The sequence below is a fragment of the Agrobacterium sp. ST15.13.013 genome (assembly GCF_027956525.1).
Taxonomy (GTDB): Bacteria; Pseudomonadota; Alphaproteobacteria; order Rhizobiales; family Rhizobiaceae; genus Agrobacterium; species Agrobacterium salinitolerans.
Genome location: NZ_JAQKGP010000017.1, coordinates 24,027 through 40,127, shown reverse-complemented (window position 1 = coordinate 40,127; position 16,101 = coordinate 24,027). Strand labels below are relative to the sequence as shown.

Genomic DNA, 16,101 nt, shown 5'->3' with positions numbered 1-16,101 from the left:
ATATTTCTGTCGCGTTTTTTACTATACGTGCATCGCCCACTGTATCAAGCGATCCTTTCGGGTGTCTCCAGCCTGAAGGTCTATGCATGCCAGCCGTCAAGTCACGACTTGTTCTTTATTTTCCCGGTTTCGATCCGCTCGATGCGGCCGCCCATCATCTGCGTTACCAGCGGGCGGCGGCGCTCGCCGGCAAAACCTGGGATGTGGATTACACGGTGGGGCCGCTGGAAAATGCACCCGGGGGCGAGACTTTCACGGTGGAGGCCGCGGCGGGCGACTGGCGGACGCGCTCCGACATTTTCGTTTACGACCATAATGCGGTAATATCGCAATTGCGCGATGCGCCGGTCTGGCGGCAGATCTGGCTGGGCTTCAAGGCCGGGGCAGGCATTGTCAGTGAGGGCGGTGCGGCGCGTTATTTCCGCCATGCCTGGCGTTTTGGCCTGTTCTTCATCTTCCCGTTCCTGCTGATGCTTGTCGGTGGCGCGCTTGCGGCGACTATCGCCCTTTCGCCCTGGCTTTTCGCTTTACCGCTCTGGCTCTTTGCGATCAGCCTTCCCGCCGCCGCCCTGTTTTTCCTAAAGGCTTTCCTGCCGTTTACGGAGCGGTTTCACACGCTGCATCTTTATGCAGACTGGCGATTCGCGCTTGCGGTCGGCCGTGATGAGCCGATTGCCCGCGACTGGATCGAGGAGAGGGCAGCACTTGTTCTGACGGCGCTGGAGCAGCCTTCGGATGAGGTTCTGGTGGTTTCCCATAGTATGGGCGCCAGCCTTGCGCTTGCCACGATCGGCCGCGTGCTGGAGCAGAAACCGGATGCGCTGGATGGCCGGACACTGTCTTTCGCGACGCTGGGCGGCGCGGCTTTGCAATGCGCGTTCCTGGCGAGCGCTGAACGGCTTCGTCAAAGCGTAGGCATAATAGCGCGTCACGCCGAGGTGACATGGTTCGACATCCAGTGTCTCACCGATCCGATCCATCTTTATCGCTGCAATACGGTTGCCCTGACCGGTCACGGCGATGCGCCGCAGCCGAAGATCGTGCCGATCCGCTTCAAGCATTCGCTTTCGCCGGAGCGCTATAAGAAGAACAAGCGCAACTTCCTGCGCATGCACCGGCAATATGTTCTGGGGCCGGATCGCAGATCCGGTTACGATTTTACCCTGCTGACGGCAGGCCCTTTGCCGGCCGCCTCCTTCGCCGATCTGGATTCGCAGACACCGCCTGTTCTGTAAGCGGCATCCAATCCTTATATCGGACATGAAAAAGGCCCGCGTGAGAGTGTCACGCGGGCCTTTGATTTATTCAGCAGATTTCACGCTCTGCCGCAGATGGGACAGAGACGGATTGTTACCGGAGCCGCTTTCACGGGAGCAATCATTCGGGAGCGGAGGTCTGCAGGGCAAGGGCATGCAGAACGCCGCCCATATTGCCCTTCAGTGCGTCATAGACCATCTGGTGCTGCTGCACGCGGGTCTTGCCCTTGAACGCATCTGCAACGACTTCTGCCGCGTAATGGTCGCCGTCACCGGCCAGATCGCGGATCGTGACCTTTGCCCCGGGAATTCCCGCCTTAATCATGTCTTCAATGTCGCCGGGTTTCATGGGCATGGTGTTTCTCCTTAATTCATTCTGCGGCGAGCAAAGTTTCGCCATCCATGAATTGAGGGAACCACGATTCATAGGCCAAGTGCAATTCTTTAATCTCGACTGCCCGCGCCGTGCCCAGCTTTACGCTCGCACCGCCGGTAACGCCGATGACCGGGCAGGAAACGCCCGCTGCCTTCGCCGCTGTCTGCACCTCGTCGAGATCGGCCTTTTTGACCGTCATGACGTAGCGGCCCTGATCTTCGCCATAGAAGGTGAGAACCGGATTGTGACCTTCGACCGCGTCGATGGTCGCGCCGATGCCCGACGAGATCGCCATTTCGGCAACCGCAAGCGCGAGACCGCCCGAGGAGCAATCGTGAACGGCGGTGGCAAGACCATCGGTGATCAGGCTGCGAACGAAATCGCCGTTCCTCTTTTCGGCGGCCAGATCGACATGCGGCGCAGGGCCATCGATGCGGCCGTGGACGTCACGCATGTAAACCGACTGGGCGATGTGGGTGCCGAGGCCGGCAGGAGCGCCGACAAGCAGCACCACTTCGTCAGCGGCGGCGAAACGGATGCGCGCCATGCGGCCCCAATCCTTCAGGAGGCCAACGCCGCCGATGGTGGGGGTGGGCAGGATCGCCTGACCGTTGGTTTCGTTATAGAGCGAGACGTTGCCGGAAACGATCGGGAATTCCAGTACCCGGCAGGCTTCGCCGATGCCCTTGATGGCATGAACCAACTGGCTCATGATCTCGGGCTTTTCCGGGTTGCCGAAGTTCAGGTTGTCGGTGGCCGCGAGCGGCAGAGCGCCGGTTGCGGTGATGTTGCGCCAGCATTCGGCAACGGCCTGCTTGCCGCCTTCGAAAGGATCGGCCTCGACATAACGCGGTGTGACGTCGGAGGAGAAGGCGAGCGCCTTCTTATCATGGCCTTCGACGCGAACCACGCCGGCGTCGCCGCCGGGAAGCTGCAGGGAATTGCCCTGGATCAGCGTGTCATACTGTTCGTAGACCCAGCGGCGCGAGGAGTTGTTGGCCGAACCGACCAGCGATACCAGCGCATCGGCGATATCGGCGGCGGGAACGTCGTTTTCCGAAAGCGGCGCAGGCACCTTGGCAGGCGTCCACGGGCGGTCATATTCCGGAGCCTGATCGCCCAGTTCCTTGATCGGCAGGTTGGCGACTTCCTCGCCATTGTGCAGCACGCGGAAACGCAGATCGTCGGTGGTCTTGCCGACGATGGCGAAATCCAGACCCCATTTGACGAAGATCGCCTTGGCGACTTCTTCCTTGGAAGGTTCGAGAACCATGAGCATGCGCTCCTGGCTTTCCGAGAGCATCATTTCGTAAGCCGTCATGCGCTCTTCGCGCACCGGTACGGCGTTCAAGTCAAGCTCAATGCCGAGATCGCCCTTGGCGCCCATCTCGACGGCCGAGCAGGTGAGGCCGGCGGCGCCCATGTCCTGAATGGCGATGACCGCACCTGTTTTCATCAGCTCAAGGCAGGCTTCCAGCAGGCACTTTTCGGTGAAGGGATCGCCGACCTGAACGGTCGGGCGCTTTTCTTCGATGGATTCGTCGAATTCGGCGGACGCCATGGTCGCACCGCCGACGCCGTCGCGGCCGGTTTTTGCACCAAGATAAACGACCGGCAGGCCGACGCCCTTGGCTTCCGAGAGGAAGATCGCGTTGGATTTGGCAAGACCGGCGGCAAAGGCATTGACGAGGATGTTGCCGTTATAACGCGGATCGAATTCCACTTCGCCGCCAACCGTCGGCACGCCGAAGGAATTGCCGTAACCGCCGACACCGGCGACGACGCCGGCCACGAGGTGGCGGGTCTTCGGATGATCCGGCGCGCCGAAACGTAGGGCGTTCATGGCGGCAATCGGGCGCGCTCCCATGGTGAAGACGTCACGCAGGATACCGCCGACGCCGGTCGCCGCGCCCTGATAGGGCTCGATATAGGACGGATGGTTGTGGCTTTCCATCTTGAAGACGACGCAGTCGCCATCGTCGATATCCACCACGCCGGCATTTTCACCCGGACCCTGAATGACGCGCGGTCCCTTGGTCGGCAGGGTCTTCAGCCACTTCTTGGAGGACTTGTAGGAGCAGTGCTCGTTCCACATGGCCGAGAAGATGCCAAGCTCGGTAAAGCTAGGCTCCCGTCCGATCAGGTCGAGGATACGCTGGTATTCGTCGGGCTTCAGCCCGTGGGATGCAACGAGTTCCGGGGTGATCTTGATGGAGTTTGAAATCGACATAGGTCTCACGCGGTTCGAGCCGAGGAAAGTTTCCGGTTCTTTAGCGCAAGAGGCTCAAAGGTGCGACAGGAAAATGCGCTGTTTTACCCGCAAAACGCCGCTTTGTTGGCTTCTTCAGAACTTGTATCCGACCATCAGGCCGACGCGGGTGAGCCCGTCATTGGGGCCGTCGCATAGATTGGCGTGGGAGGCGTGTTCGATCTGGGTCGAAATATTCCAGCTGTTGTCGAAGCGATATCCGATAGCGGCATATTCATGAAAAAGCAGGTGGCAACCGAATTCCGCTCCCGTTTCGCCCGGGCCGTTTCTCAGTTTGCCATCGTGCCACAGGCCGCCAAAGCCGAGGTCGACGAAAATTTTCGGATTGAGGTCGAAGGTCCAGTTGACGCCGCCATAAACGGTGTTCGCTTCACCCTCTGTGCTGATTTCCGCGCCCAGATGCAGGCGGGGCCGGGCAAGCTTTTCACCAAGTGTGACGGCCGAGGCGCCGGCGAAGGGATCAAAGTAGGCGGTGAAGGCCGGGAATACGCCATCTTCGCCGCCGCCATCACGATTTGAGAGTGAAGTGGTAATCCCAAACCGCAATTCATCAAAGACAGCGCCGTCCGCGGCGGCGGCCGGCACTAGGCTGAGGAGGAGGTATGCTGCAAACATCGTCGCCAGCAAGAAGAACACCCTGGCATTTTTCAATCCGACTGCTGCCATCGAATCATTCCTCGCTGTGAATTCTGCAAAGGATGGCAGGTTTGGCGGTGCGGTAAATGATCAGTTACTGAATTAGGCAGGGTGTTGCAGGAAAGACTCTGTGCGCCGGTGTTTACGCCACGCTTTCATAGCCGGCGGAGCCGTTATCCAGCAGATGGCGGAGGATGCCGAAGGCATGGGTCAGCTCCTCGCGGGTGGAAGGCCCGGAAAAACTGATGCGAACGCGGTGGAAAACCTTGTCCGTCCGCCCGGCCTTGAATTCGTCCTCGTCATCGATCAGCACCCCTTCCTTCATCGCCGCATTGCGGAAGGTGCCGGAAAGCCAGGGTTCGGGCAGCCTCAGCCACAGGAAGGCGATATCGGGCAGAGAGTTGAAATCCAGCCCGGTAAATACCTGTCTGGCGATTGCCTCGCGTTGATTGATCTCGGTTATACAATCTTTGCGGATATCGTCTGCGTCGCCGCTATTGACGAGGCGTGCATTCAGTTCGGCCAGCATGAAGGGCAGGCCGCCGGTCAGCATCGAGTGGGAAATGCGGATGCGTGAGGAATATTGTGCGGGACAGGCGACCCAGCCGCCGCGCACGCCGGCGGCGACGGATTTCGACAGGCCGCCAACCACAAAGGTGATATCGGGTGCGAACTCGGCGATCAGCGGGATCGCCTCGCGCGTCATCGCGCCATAAAGATTGTCCTCGACGATCCAGACACCATATCGGCGGGCGATGTCCGCAATCGCGCGGCGGCGGTCTTCCGGAAGGGTGGCGCAGGTCGGGTTCTGGCCGGCCGACATCAGAAAGATCATCTTGGGATGCTGCTGGGCGCAGACCCGCTCAAAATCCTCGGGAATGATGCCGTTTTCATCCGCATCGACCAACGTTACCCGTCGTCCTGCAAGGGCGGCGCTACGGCTGATATGGGAATAGGTGACCTGTTCGAAGACGATACGGTCGCCCGGCGCGGTCATCGCCGTTACCACACTCATCACCGCCGCATGGGCGCCGAGCGTCGAGACGATGTTTTCCGGCTGCGGCGACCAGCCATTCTGTGAAAGCCAGCGAGCCCCCGCTTTACACCAGTTATCCGGGAAGGTCCGGGCATAATTGGTGATGTCATAGCCATGCTCGCGCGTCAGCGCCTCTATATGACGAGCGATCACCACGCTCTGGCCGACATCCGGGGCAGCTGTGGTGTTCAGGCGATATTCGCCGGTGGCCTCAATGGCATGCCGGGTGCCGCCGAAGGCTGGGGCAGCCTGTTCCATTGGCGAGGAGGGTGCCGGCGTCTTCCGCTCATTGACATAAGTGCCGCGGCCGACTTCGCCGCTGACGAGGCCTCGCTCGTGGATGAGCGCATAGGCGCGGCTGATTGTGCCGATTGTCACGCCGAGATCGTAGGCAAGATTGCGCTGCGGTGGCAATTTCGAGCCGGCCTGCAAGGTGCCATCGGAAATCGCGCCTTCAATACTGTCGGCGAGGCGCAGGTAAATCGGGCCGTCGCCCTCGGTAATGTCGGGAAGCCAATTTGTCATGGTGACAATTTATGCATTGTATCTGTCGCCAAGTCAATTGTATTTATTGTCTGCATTGAATGACCTTAAACGCACGGAGACAATAGGTGCAATATGCGCAAGATGAATCAATACCTTTCGACAGCGGATACACTCTATCCTGATGGCTACGAACGGGAACGCGTGTTCCGCGATGCCGGCGACATGGTCGCACCGGCGCCCTTTCCGGCCAAGATCGCCCGCACGCTTATTGGTCGCATGATTGCCGGCGTGTTTCACTGGCACCTAAAACGGCGCGGACGGTTCGCCTTGCGGGAGCTGTCTGACGATCTTCTGGAGGATATCGGCGTGACGCGGGATGAGGCCTTGAAGGAGGCTGCGAAATCGCAGCTATTCTCCTGGCCGACGCGGTCCCTTTGATTTTTTGTCGGAGAGCGGTGCCTTCTTTCCCCGGCACCATCAAGCCATTCGGCAGCCCGCCACGCCAATCCCAACCGGCGTTGGCGGGTTTTTTTAGTGGATTGCCGAGGGCCCGTTTCCGCGCTTGTCGATCAGCAGCCCTTGCCGCCGTTCGCCCAGCGTTTGACGTCGGTTGCGATGCGGCCGGACATGGGTTCGTTCATGACAGGGCCGAATGCATCGAGCTTTGCCGGGTTACCTTCGGCCTGAACCACCAGCATGGGGCGCGATTCCGGGCTGTTGCGCGGCACGAGCAGGATGCGCGGACGGCCGGAGAAGGAGTTGAGTTCCGGCGCCAGACGATAGGCCTTGAAGGCCGCGTCGCCCGATTTGAACCAGCAGACATTCGCGCCAAGCGCAATGCGTTCCATGGTCGGCAGGGCCGCGCGGGAGATGGAGGAGGAAGGTTGCGGTTTCGGCTGGCAGGCGGCAAGCGCCACTGCCGCAAGGATCAATCCGGCGGCTTTGCAGGCATCGTGTGGAAAAAGACGGGGCATCAGGTCATCCAGAAGAGAAGCCGAAACATAGCCGGAAACCGGCATCAAAAAAAGGCGGGCTTGAAACCCGCCTTTGTCTATCAGGCTGCGATGACGCCCAGCGCCGAAGCGAAGAGGCCGCGGCCGTCATTGCCGCCATGGGCGGCCTCGATCAGGTTTTCTGGATGCGGCATCATGCCGAGGACATTGCCCTTGGTATTGATGACGCCGGCAATGTCGTTCAGCGAACCGTTGGGGTTGGTGCCCTCGGCATAACGGAACACGACCTGACCATTGCCTTCTACGGACTTCAGCTCATCCGCATCAAGGAAGTAGTTGCCATCGTGATGGGCGACTGGGCAGCGCAGGATCTGGCCCTTGTCGTAGGCGCGGGTGAAGTCCGTGTCGTTATTGGCGACTTCGAGCTTCACCTCACGGCAGACGAATTTCAGCGAGGCGTTGCGCATCAAAGCACCCGGCAGCATGCCCGCCTCGACCAGAATCTGGAAACCGTTGCAGACGCCGAGAACCTTGACGCCCTTTTCCGCCTTTTCGCGGATGGCCTGCATGACCGGCATGCGGGCGGCAATCGCGCCGCAGCGCAGGTAGTCACCATAGGAGAAGCCGCCCGGAATGACGATCAGGTCGACATCGGGAATATCCGTTTCCGTCTGCCAGATGGTGACGGGCGCCTGACCGGAGATTTTCGTCAGCGCCGCGATCATGTCGCGGTCGCGGTTGAGGCCGGGAAGTTGGACGACAGCGGATTTCATGGGCGGCGGCTCCTGGAGCTTAAAGAATGCTGATGGCGTAGTTTTCGATGACCGTATTGGCCAGAAGCTTTTCGCACATTGCCTTCAGGTCGGTTTCGGCCTTGGCCTTATCGGCGCCTTCCAGCTCCAGATCGAAGACCTTGCCCTGACGTACATGGCCGACGCCACCGAAACCGAGGCTGCCGAGCGCGCCTTCGATTGCCTTGCCCTGCGGATCGAGAACGCCGTTCTTCAGCGTAACAGTCACCCGTGCCTTGATCACCTGATCTTCTCCTGATTTACCCTACGAGGCCAATATAACTTTACGAGGCCGATACTACTTTACCAGAACGGGGCCGGTGCCGCGGATCGGTTCGTTTTCATTGATGATGCCGAGACGGCGCGCGACCTCGGAATAGGCTTCCACAAGCCCGCCCATATCGCGGCGGAACAGGTCCTTGTCCATCTTTTTCTGGGTCTCGATGTCCCACAGGCGGCAGCTGTCCGGCGAAATCTCGTCGGCGAGGATGATGCGCATCATGTCGCCTTCGAACAGCCGACCGCATTCGATCTTGAAATCAACGAGCTGGATGCCGACGCCGAGGAAGAGACCGGAGAGGAAGTCGTTGACGCGGATGGCGAGCGCCATGATATCGTCGAGCTCGGCAGGGTTGGCCCATCCGAACGCCGTGATGTGCTCTTCGGAGACCATCGGGTCTTCAAGCTCATCCGACTTGTAATAGAATTCGATGATGGAGCGCGGCAGAACCACGCCTTCCTCAATGCCGAGGCGCTTCGACAGCGAGCCGGCGGCGACATTGCGCACGACGACTTCGAGCGGGATCATCTCCACTTCCTTGATCAGCTGCTCGCGCATGTTGAGGCGGCGGATGAAGTGCGTGGGAATGCCGATCTTGTTCAGATGCGTGAAGACGTATTCGCAGATACGGTTATTCAGCACGCCCTTGCCGTCGATGACTTCATGCTTCTTCTTGTTGAAGGCGGTCGCATCGTCCTTGAAGAACTGGATAAGCGTGCCTGGCTCCGGACCCTCGTAGAGGATCTTGGCCTTGCCTTCGTAAATACGGCGGCGACGGTTCATAATTGCAGGTCTCTTGGTTGACGCCGATTCTGGTGGCGTTGCGTTTGGTCTTTGAAGCGGTCCCATAAAGGAAAAGCGTGCATTCTACAATGCGGCTCGCATATTTCCCTTCAATTCTTGTGACAGGCCGGGAAACGGCTTTGCCTGAAAAATCGGCTTGCGGAGCCGATAGAGAAGGCGGGGGCCTGCATGGCTGCCACCAATCAGGGCTCGACTGCCTTCAGCCGGCTCAGGAACTGCGCGAAGACCATGCCGCCTTCCGGCCACGGACCATGGCCGGACTCCGCGTTGATGTGGCCGGACATGCCGGCGTCGATCAAAAGCGAGCCCCAGGCGGCGGCGATGTCATCGGCATGTTCATAGGAGCCGAAAGAGTCGTTGCGGCTGGCGATGGTGATCGCCGGGAAAGGCAGCGGGTCGCGCGGGTAAGGCCCGAAGGTCATCAGGTGTTTTGGCCGGATATCGGGATTGGCGACATCGGGCGGCGCGACAAACAGCGCGCCGGACACCTTCTTGCCGATTTCCGGCAAGGCGTGGATCACGGTCGGTACGCCGAGCGAATGGGCGACGAGCACAACGGGCTTGGTGGAAGTGTTGACCTCTTCCACCAGCCGGGCGACCCAGTCTTCCTTCACGGGTTTGGACCATTCGGCCTGCTCGACGCGGCGGGCGGTGGAAAGCTTGCGCTCCCAGCGGCTCTGCCAGTGGTCGGGGCCGGAATTGGTATAACCGGGTACGATCAGGATATCTGCTTCTGAAACTTTCATGCGCCCATATCTGTGTTGTGATGCCGCCGCGATCAAGGCCGCGGCGGCATTAACTTCAGGGAGTTCTCTCAGGCCTCGCCGAAGACACGGGTGAAGATCGTGTCGACGTGTTTGGTGTGGTAGCCGAGGTCGAACTTTTCGCGGATCACCTCTTCGGACAGTGCGGCGCGCACCTCCTCGTCGCCCAGCAGTTCCTCAAGGAAGTCGGCACCCTGTTCCCACACCTTCATGGCGTTGCGCTGCACCAGACGGTAAGCGTCTTCACGGGAGACGCCAGCCTGCGTCAGCGCCAGCAGAACGCGCTGCGAATGCACGAGACCCCGGAACTTGTTCATGTTCTTCAACATGTTGTCCGGGTAGATCACCAGCTTTTCGATGACGCCGGCCAGGCGGTTCAGCGCGAAATCCAGCGTGACGGTCGTGTCTGGGCCGATGGCGCGCTCCACAGAGGAGTGGCTGATGTCGCGTTCGTGCCACAGCGCCACGTTTTCCATGGCCGGGACGACCGACATGCGCACCAGACGGGCAAGGCCGGTGAGGTTTTCGGTCAGAACCGGGTTGCGCTTGTGCGGCATGGCCGAGGAACCCTTCTGGCCGGGCGAGAAAAACTCTTCCGCTTCCAAAACTTCGGTGCGCTGCATGTGGCGGATTTCGATGGCGACGTTTTCGATTGAGGACGCGATGACACCGAGGGTGGCGAAGAACATGGCGTGGCGATCGCGCGGGATGACCTGCGTGGAGACCGGCTCGGGGAGGAGGCCGAGCTTTTCGCAGACATGTTCTTCGACGCGCGGGTCGATATTGGCAAAGGTGCCGACGGCACCGGAGATTGCGCCGGTGGCGATTTCCGCACGGGCGTTGACGAGGCGCTCGCGATTGCGGTGCATCTCGGCGTAGAAGCGGGCAAAGGTCAGGCCCATGGTGGTCGGTTCGGCATGGATGCCGTGGCTGCGGCCGATGCGCACTGTGTTCTTGTGTTCGAAGGCGCGGGTCTTCAGCGCTGTGAGCACCCGGTCCATGTCAGCGAGCAGCAGATCGGCGGCGCGCACGAGCTGGATGTTGAGCGTGGTGTCAAGCACGTCCGACGAGGTCATGCCCTGATGCACGAAACGGCTGTCGGGGCCGACAAATTCAGCAAGATGGGTGAGGAAGGCGATGACGTCGTGTTTGGTCACGGCCTCGATCTCGTCGATGCGCGCGACATCGAAGGTCGCGCTGCCGCCCTTTTCCCAAATGGTCTGGGCCGCCGATTTCGGGATAACGCCGAGTTCGGCCAGCGCGTCACAGGCATGTGCCTCGATCTCGAACCAGATGCGGAACTTTGTTTCCGGCGACCAGATGGCGACCATTTCCGGCCGGGAGTAACGAGGGATCATGGCAATGACTTTCTTAGTGGAGGAAATTTGCTGCCCGTTTAGCAAAGTGTTCCGCTAATCTCAATCTATCAAGCTGCATGGCTATGCCGCTCGTCGCGCAGGCCGGCAGAGGATTGCGCCAGCGGCCAAGAGCGGAACAATGGAAAAAGGAAAATAAAGCCCAAGACCGAGAATTGCGAATTGATAGACCGCGCCGAGCGACGTGAAGAGTTGTTGGAAAAACCAGATGCGTGAAAAAGCCGGTGCGTGCCATTGCGCATAAAAGATGCGGTATTCGAATGCGAACAATGCTGCCGCAACGGCCAGCGTGAAAAAAACGATGGCGAGACAAGCGGCCGCAAAACGTAATGGCCGGGATGTCGAGGCGGGAAGAAAGCGCAATGCGGCGAGCGCCAGTAGCCAGCCGAAAAAGCCGCCCACGAAAAAAAGCGTGATGATATCGGCGGCGTGGTCCGTTTCCAGTCTGTTTCGGACATAGAGGCCAATGCCGGCGGAAGCGGTCGAGCAGACGCCCCAGCCAAGCGCGCCGAGCAGAATCAACAGAGTTGGAAGAGCCTTGCCACGGAAGCTCTTCATGCCGCTTTCCATGACAATCCCCCGATGCCTCGTTGTGCCGCATTCAGCCGTGGTGGTTTACGTCCGTCCGGCTTCGGCTGCCGTGCGCAGCAGGGCGACCGTTTTGCGATAGTCATCGACGCCATCGCCTTTGAAGACCGCCGAGCCGGCGACGAGCGCATTGGCGCCGGCGGCGATGATGTCACCTGCTGTCTGCGCTGTCACGCCGCCATCCACCTCCAGTTCGATCGGCCGTTCACCGATCATCGCCTTTGCTGCACGAATCTTGTCGAGCATGGCGGGAATGAATTTCTGACCGCCGAAGCCGGGATTGACGCTCATGATCAGCACGAGGTCGACATCATCCAGCACGTTTTCGATGACGGAAAGCGGCGTTGCCGGATTGAGCGTGACGCCGGCCTTCAGGCCAAGTCCGCGAATGGTCTGGAGAGAACGGTGAAGATGTGGCCCGGCCTCCGCATGCACGGTGATGCTATCGCAGCCCGCCTTGGCGAAGGCTTCGAGATAAGGATCGACGGGCGCAATCATCAGGTGGCAATCGAAGAAGGCATTGCTGTGCGGGCGAAGCGCCTTGATGACGTCAGGGCCAAAGGAGATGTTGGGGACGAAGTGGCCGTCCATGACATCGAGATGAATCCAGTCCGCGCCCGCTTCCGTGACATCGGCGACTTCCTGTCCGAGCTTGGCGAAATTTGCAGCCAGAATGGACGGGGCTATGCGGATGGGCAGGGACATGGGGCAAACTCCTCTCGACGCGTTGCGTAAGCTGCCTTTAACACCAAGTATCCGGGTTTGGAACGGCTGGCATCGCGGTTGCCGGGGGTTTTAAGCTACGTTTCCTCGAAATTTCGGCCGCGCGGGTTTCGCCTATGGTCTTTCCGCCTTGTCCGCCGGTTCGAAGCGCTGGCCGTTCCATCGCTGCAGGCGGTAAGGATTGTCCGAAAGGTCATGCGAGGGGTTGAAGCCGAGCTCGCCGATGACTGTCCTGAACACGGCGCCGCCCGCCAGTATCTCCGGCGCGGGTTTCGACTGCGCCTGCGTGGCTTCCGCAAGGGCGGCAGTCAGTTCCGCAGCCGCATAGGCCGGCAGGACATAACCTTCCGGCTCGATGCCGGCGCCGCGCAGTTCGCCGGCGACGGCCTGAGCCGATGGCAGGGTATCATAGGCCGGGCGGGTGACCGCCAACACATTCGCGGCGAGGGGAGCCGGGTTGTTGGCGGCGTTCATGGCGTCGCCGCCCATGATTGTCAAAGGAAGGTTTTCCGACCCGGCATCTCTGGCGATGATGGCCACGTCGTTGCGCTCCGCACCGACGAAGACATGGGAGACGCCAGTGCGCGCCAGTCGGCGCACCAGCGCCACCTGCTGTTCCTGATTGGGTCGCATCGTGTCGGCAAAGGTGGGTTTGAGACCGTTTTCCTCGAGCGAAGAGCGGATGCGGTCGACCAGCTCGCGGCTGTAGATCGTGCCGTCATCCACAAGCCCGATGGAATGTCCCTTCCAGTCGCGCAGCATGATCTCCGCGATCCTGTCCGATTCGGCCCTGTCGGACGGGGCGAGACGAAAGAGCGGCCAGCCGTATTTCAGGGCGTCTTCCATCAGGATCGGTGCGCGGCTGGAAAGCGTGATGGCGGGTATGGCGGCCGCCTTCAAGGGCGGCAGAACGCCCTGAAGCGTTTCCGTGCATAAAAACCCAATCGCGGTGCTGACCTTGGCGGCTACAAGGCCGTCGGCAATAGCGCCGCCGCTGCCGTCTTCGCAGCTTTCATGGATTTCGACGACATCAAGGCCGAGCTTGGCGGCCGCCGCTTTCGCCCCCTGCCGTATCTGCTGTCCCAGAAGTTCGTAAGGACCGCTCTGTGGAGCAACAATGCCAATCGATGCCGCGCTTGCTGAGCCCGCAAGGGCAAAACCGGCGATGATCGTTAGCAGGCGAAGTGAAAGCATGACGCGATGGAAATCCTGTTGTCTCGGCTTGATGTTTATCGGCAACAACCGGTTTTCCAAAGGAAAAATATGCGCTTCACGGTCATTCCCGGAAAACTATCACATTGCACGCGCGTCGCGCCCTGCCACCAATAATCAACCTGTCGATCTTTTATTGCCTTCGGCGTCAGCTCGTTTCGAACGCAGTTCCTCCGCAAGGCTTTGCTCCACCCAGGGCAACTGCGACATCAGATCGTTCCATTCGAAAGAGGGGCCGGCGCGGCTCGTCAGATTGTTATGCCATCTCGTCAGCTCCGCGAAGCGCTGATCGTCGGTTATCCTGACTTGCTGGTCACGGTAAACTTTGTTTATCAGCCTCCCGAGCGGATTGATCAGATCGACCAGAAGCTGATGTGAGCCATGCTCCGTGTTTGTTGATTGCCCGGTCTCGAACATATCGCCTTGCCCCGTGACAAGCCAGGATATGTTGACGCCGAATTCACGGTGATAGGCGCAAAGCAGTTCGGCGTCGGGCACGCGTTCGCCCCGCTCATAATGAGCCAGTCCGCTTTTACTGATCGAAAGCCGGCTCGCAAAGACATTCCGGTCATCGATATCGAAAGCTGCCCTCACAGCTCTGAGGCGTCTTCCAAGGTCTGTCTTGGACTCGACTTCTTTCCTAGCCAAATTCTCTCAAATTAAATCACAAATGGAGTTTACAAAAATCCAAATGTGATTTAATCCTCTCTGTGTTCGTATATCACCAGTTTGAAGGGCGTCTGCCGGGACGCACCTGTTTTAGAAGGTTATTTAGCACTGTGTTAAAGGTATCAGCAAGATAGGCGCATGCTCCCTGCACTGACCCACATATCGCGCCATAGATGTTTCATGACTCCTCAGCGGTCTTGAAGGCGATGCGGTTTTGAGGGGGGCGATGACAATATTTAAATATATAAATTTCCAAAAAGGCGGTCACGATGTGCGTTGAGAGGCCGAAGCAAATTCTCAAGGTGCCCGGTATGATCGTCAAGGGCCTTGCGATGCTCGTTTTGTGCCCATTCATGTTGTTGTTCGCGATAATCATGATGGCAATGGTGGCGATCTCTCCTGAGATAAAGCCGCGAGAAGAAAGGCGTGACTGATCAGGTCGCGAAGGAGGGGGGTGGCCGCGCACTAATATGAATGTGTCGTCATCGGAAAATATGGAGAAAATTGCAAAAGCATTCGTACTTTACTTTACGCGCAGGCCTCATTTGCTGGTTTTAGTCGTCTCTATCGTCATGTGGGGGATTATCATTTTTTTTGCCCGATTCATCATGTCGCCGTATTAGCTGCAGCAAGGCCTGCGCTTAGTATGATTATTGCATCCTGAAATGCCCACTCAACAGCAGAAAATCGCCTGAAGTCTGGTCGTGGATTTCAGCGTGAACCTTCATGTTTTAGTCACCGATAGAAATATCAAGTTTTAGTTGTTCTGCGTCTTGCAAACCGAAGCAGCCATAGTCGTTAATTTTCCGTGGATCATCCTCGATTTACTCTGATTGCTACAGGAATAAACTCTGTGCGGAGGAGCGACCGTTTTACTTTATAAAACTATCATATTTGTGGAGTAGATATGAAATTTAGAACCTGTGCATCTTGGTTGTGCCTTTTATAGTGCAGCCCACAAAAATGCACATTTTGTTCTCATCTCCGTAAATATCTGATATATATTAGAAATATATAAAGCTTCACCTCATTGGCAGGTTTGTTTTTCCGGTTTTTTCGCAATTGCGAGAAGATTTGCTTGACGCAAAGTAAATGATTAGCTTAAATGTAATTGTTTCAGGGGACGACTGAAATTGGCCTTAACCGGCCTCGGAAAGTGTTCCGATTGTAAGCACTGCCAGACTATATTGCTTCATATATTGTATTTTTTTCATTACGTATAAACCGCTTCAGGAAACTGGGGCGGTTTTTTATGTGGGGCTAAATTCAGCAATTTTAAATTGAATTCGGAAAGCCTTACGCCAAGGCGTGCTTCCGTCTGCCGTTTGTTGAAAAAATATAGCGCGGAGACGGCGATACCGGCTCTCGCGCGTCATTCGCGCGGCTGTTTGACGATGCGCTTTGACTGGCCTCGCCCAACAGGCGGCGGGCTCAGTTTTCTGGCTGGCCTTTTTTCAGGGCGGCCAAGGCGTCCCTGGCGAAGGCGGAGATGGGTTCGGGAAGCTTATCCGGATCGAACCAGCCGATGGCGGAAAGCTTGTCGGGTTCGGTCAGTGCCGGCTCACCCTGCGCATCGCGGGTGACGAAGATCAGCGAAACCCAGTGGTGACGGTCTTCCGTATCGATGAATTCGCTATGGCAGAGGAGTTCGACGTCGCCGATCTTGAGCCCGGTCTCTTCTTCGGCCTCGCGGCGTGCAGCGGCGAGGGATGTTTCAAGGTGATCGACCTTGCCGCCCGGAATGTTCCAGTATCCGGCTTCCGGCGCCTTCAAGCGCCGGCATAAAAGTATGCGTTCGTCGCGCAATATGACAAGGCCGACGCCGACGCCCGGAAAATCAAGGCCGGGCCTGGTGGTCGATGTCATGCTGCCCATTCCCGCG

General features: G+C 58.7%; 17 protein-coding genes. 2 read left to right on the top strand and 15 right to left on the bottom strand.

Annotation, left to right across the window (positions count from 1 at the left end):
- Positions 1-86: 86 nt before the first annotated feature.
- The gene (locus tag PL597_RS17360; protein ID WP_271365804.1) at positions 87-1,235 is read left to right on the top strand and encodes a hypothetical protein; all 1,149 of its coding nucleotides are present in this window, start codon (positions 87-89) and stop codon (positions 1,233-1,235) included.
- Positions 1,236-1,377: 142 nt separating this feature from the next.
- On the opposite strand, the gene PL597_RS17355 is transcribed toward PL597_RS17360, so the two are convergent.
- From PL597_RS17355 to PL597_RS17340, 4 genes are all read right to left on the bottom strand, one after another.
- The gene (locus tag PL597_RS17355) at positions 1,378-1,611 is read right to left on the bottom strand and encodes a BolA family protein (protein WP_003516012.1); all 234 of its coding nucleotides are present in this window, start codon (positions 1,609-1,611) and stop codon (positions 1,378-1,380) included.
- A 16-nt stretch (positions 1,612-1,627) separates the two neighbouring features.
- Entirely contained in the window at positions 1,628-3,862 is a 2,235-nt protein-coding gene (purL, locus tag PL597_RS17350; RefSeq protein ID WP_142911458.1) for a phosphoribosylformylglycinamidine synthase subunit PurL, read from the bottom strand.
- 114 nt (positions 3,863-3,976) lie between these two features.
- The gene (locus tag PL597_RS17345; protein ID WP_077982030.1) at positions 3,977-4,567 is read right to left on the bottom strand and encodes an acyloxyacyl hydrolase; all 591 of its coding nucleotides are present in this window, start codon (positions 4,565-4,567) and stop codon (positions 3,977-3,979) included.
- Between the two features lie 112 nt (positions 4,568-4,679).
- Entirely contained in the window at positions 4,680-6,098 is a 1,419-nt protein-coding gene (locus PL597_RS17340; protein ID WP_137410604.1) for an aminotransferase-like domain-containing protein, read from the bottom strand.
- Positions 6,099-6,191: 93 nt separating this feature from the next.
- Between PL597_RS17340 and PL597_RS17335 the strand changes: the two genes are divergently transcribed.
- Positions 6,192-6,497, top strand: coding sequence for a DUF1127 domain-containing protein (locus tag PL597_RS17335; RefSeq protein WP_271365803.1), 306 nt, complete (start codon positions 6,192-6,194; stop codon positions 6,495-6,497).
- Between the two features lie 131 nt (positions 6,498-6,628).
- Here PL597_RS17335 and PL597_RS17330 read toward each other — a convergent pair whose 3' ends face one another.
- From PL597_RS17330 to PL597_RS17280, 11 genes are all read right to left on the bottom strand, one after another.
- Positions 6,629-7,033: a hypothetical protein gene (locus tag PL597_RS17330; protein WP_142911455.1), complete on the bottom strand. Its 405-nt coding sequence runs from the start codon at positions 7,031-7,033 to the stop codon at positions 6,629-6,631.
- Positions 7,034-7,113: 80 nt separating this feature from the next.
- Positions 7,114-7,785, bottom strand: coding sequence for a phosphoribosylformylglycinamidine synthase subunit PurQ (gene purQ, locus PL597_RS17325; protein ID WP_137410602.1), 672 nt, complete (start codon positions 7,783-7,785; stop codon positions 7,114-7,116).
- A 19-nt stretch (positions 7,786-7,804) separates the two neighbouring features.
- The gene (gene purS / locus PL597_RS17320) at positions 7,805-8,047 is read right to left on the bottom strand and encodes a phosphoribosylformylglycinamidine synthase subunit PurS (protein WP_174008719.1); all 243 of its coding nucleotides are present in this window, start codon (positions 8,045-8,047) and stop codon (positions 7,805-7,807) included.
- 54 nt (positions 8,048-8,101) lie between these two features.
- On the bottom strand, positions 8,102-8,866 hold the full coding sequence (gene purC, locus PL597_RS17315) for a phosphoribosylaminoimidazolesuccinocarboxamide synthase (protein WP_077982034.1): 765 nt from the start codon (positions 8,864-8,866) through the stop codon (positions 8,102-8,104).
- A 203-nt stretch (positions 8,867-9,069) separates the two neighbouring features.
- Complete coding sequence (locus PL597_RS17310; protein ID WP_271365801.1) at positions 9,070-9,633, bottom strand: alpha/beta hydrolase; 564 nt, start codon at positions 9,631-9,633, stop codon at positions 9,070-9,072.
- A gap of 68 nt (positions 9,634-9,701) precedes the next feature.
- On the bottom strand, positions 9,702-11,009 hold the full coding sequence (gene purB, locus PL597_RS17305) for an adenylosuccinate lyase (RefSeq protein WP_269827060.1): 1,308 nt from the start codon (positions 11,007-11,009) through the stop codon (positions 9,702-9,704).
- Between the two features lie 81 nt (positions 11,010-11,090).
- Complete coding sequence (locus PL597_RS17300; protein ID WP_077982037.1) at positions 11,091-11,597, bottom strand: hypothetical protein; 507 nt, start codon at positions 11,595-11,597, stop codon at positions 11,091-11,093.
- 45 nt (positions 11,598-11,642) lie between these two features.
- Positions 11,643-12,320 carry a ribulose-phosphate 3-epimerase gene (gene rpe / locus PL597_RS17295; RefSeq protein ID WP_142911452.1) on the bottom strand — a complete coding sequence of 226 codons (678 nt, stop codon included), beginning with the start codon at positions 12,318-12,320 and terminating at the stop codon, positions 11,643-11,645.
- A gap of 132 nt (positions 12,321-12,452) precedes the next feature.
- Positions 12,453-13,532, bottom strand: coding sequence for an ABC transporter substrate-binding protein (locus PL597_RS17290; protein WP_271365800.1), 1,080 nt, complete (start codon positions 13,530-13,532; stop codon positions 12,453-12,455).
- A gap of 135 nt (positions 13,533-13,667) precedes the next feature.
- Complete coding sequence (locus tag PL597_RS17285; protein WP_077982039.1) at positions 13,668-14,198, bottom strand: helix-turn-helix domain-containing protein; 531 nt, start codon at positions 14,196-14,198, stop codon at positions 13,668-13,670.
- Positions 14,199-15,650: 1,452 nt separating this feature from the next.
- The gene (locus PL597_RS17280) at positions 15,651-16,094 is read right to left on the bottom strand and encodes an NUDIX domain-containing protein (RefSeq protein WP_269834028.1); all 444 of its coding nucleotides are present in this window, start codon (positions 16,092-16,094) and stop codon (positions 15,651-15,653) included.
- Positions 16,095-16,101 lie beyond the last annotated feature (7 nt).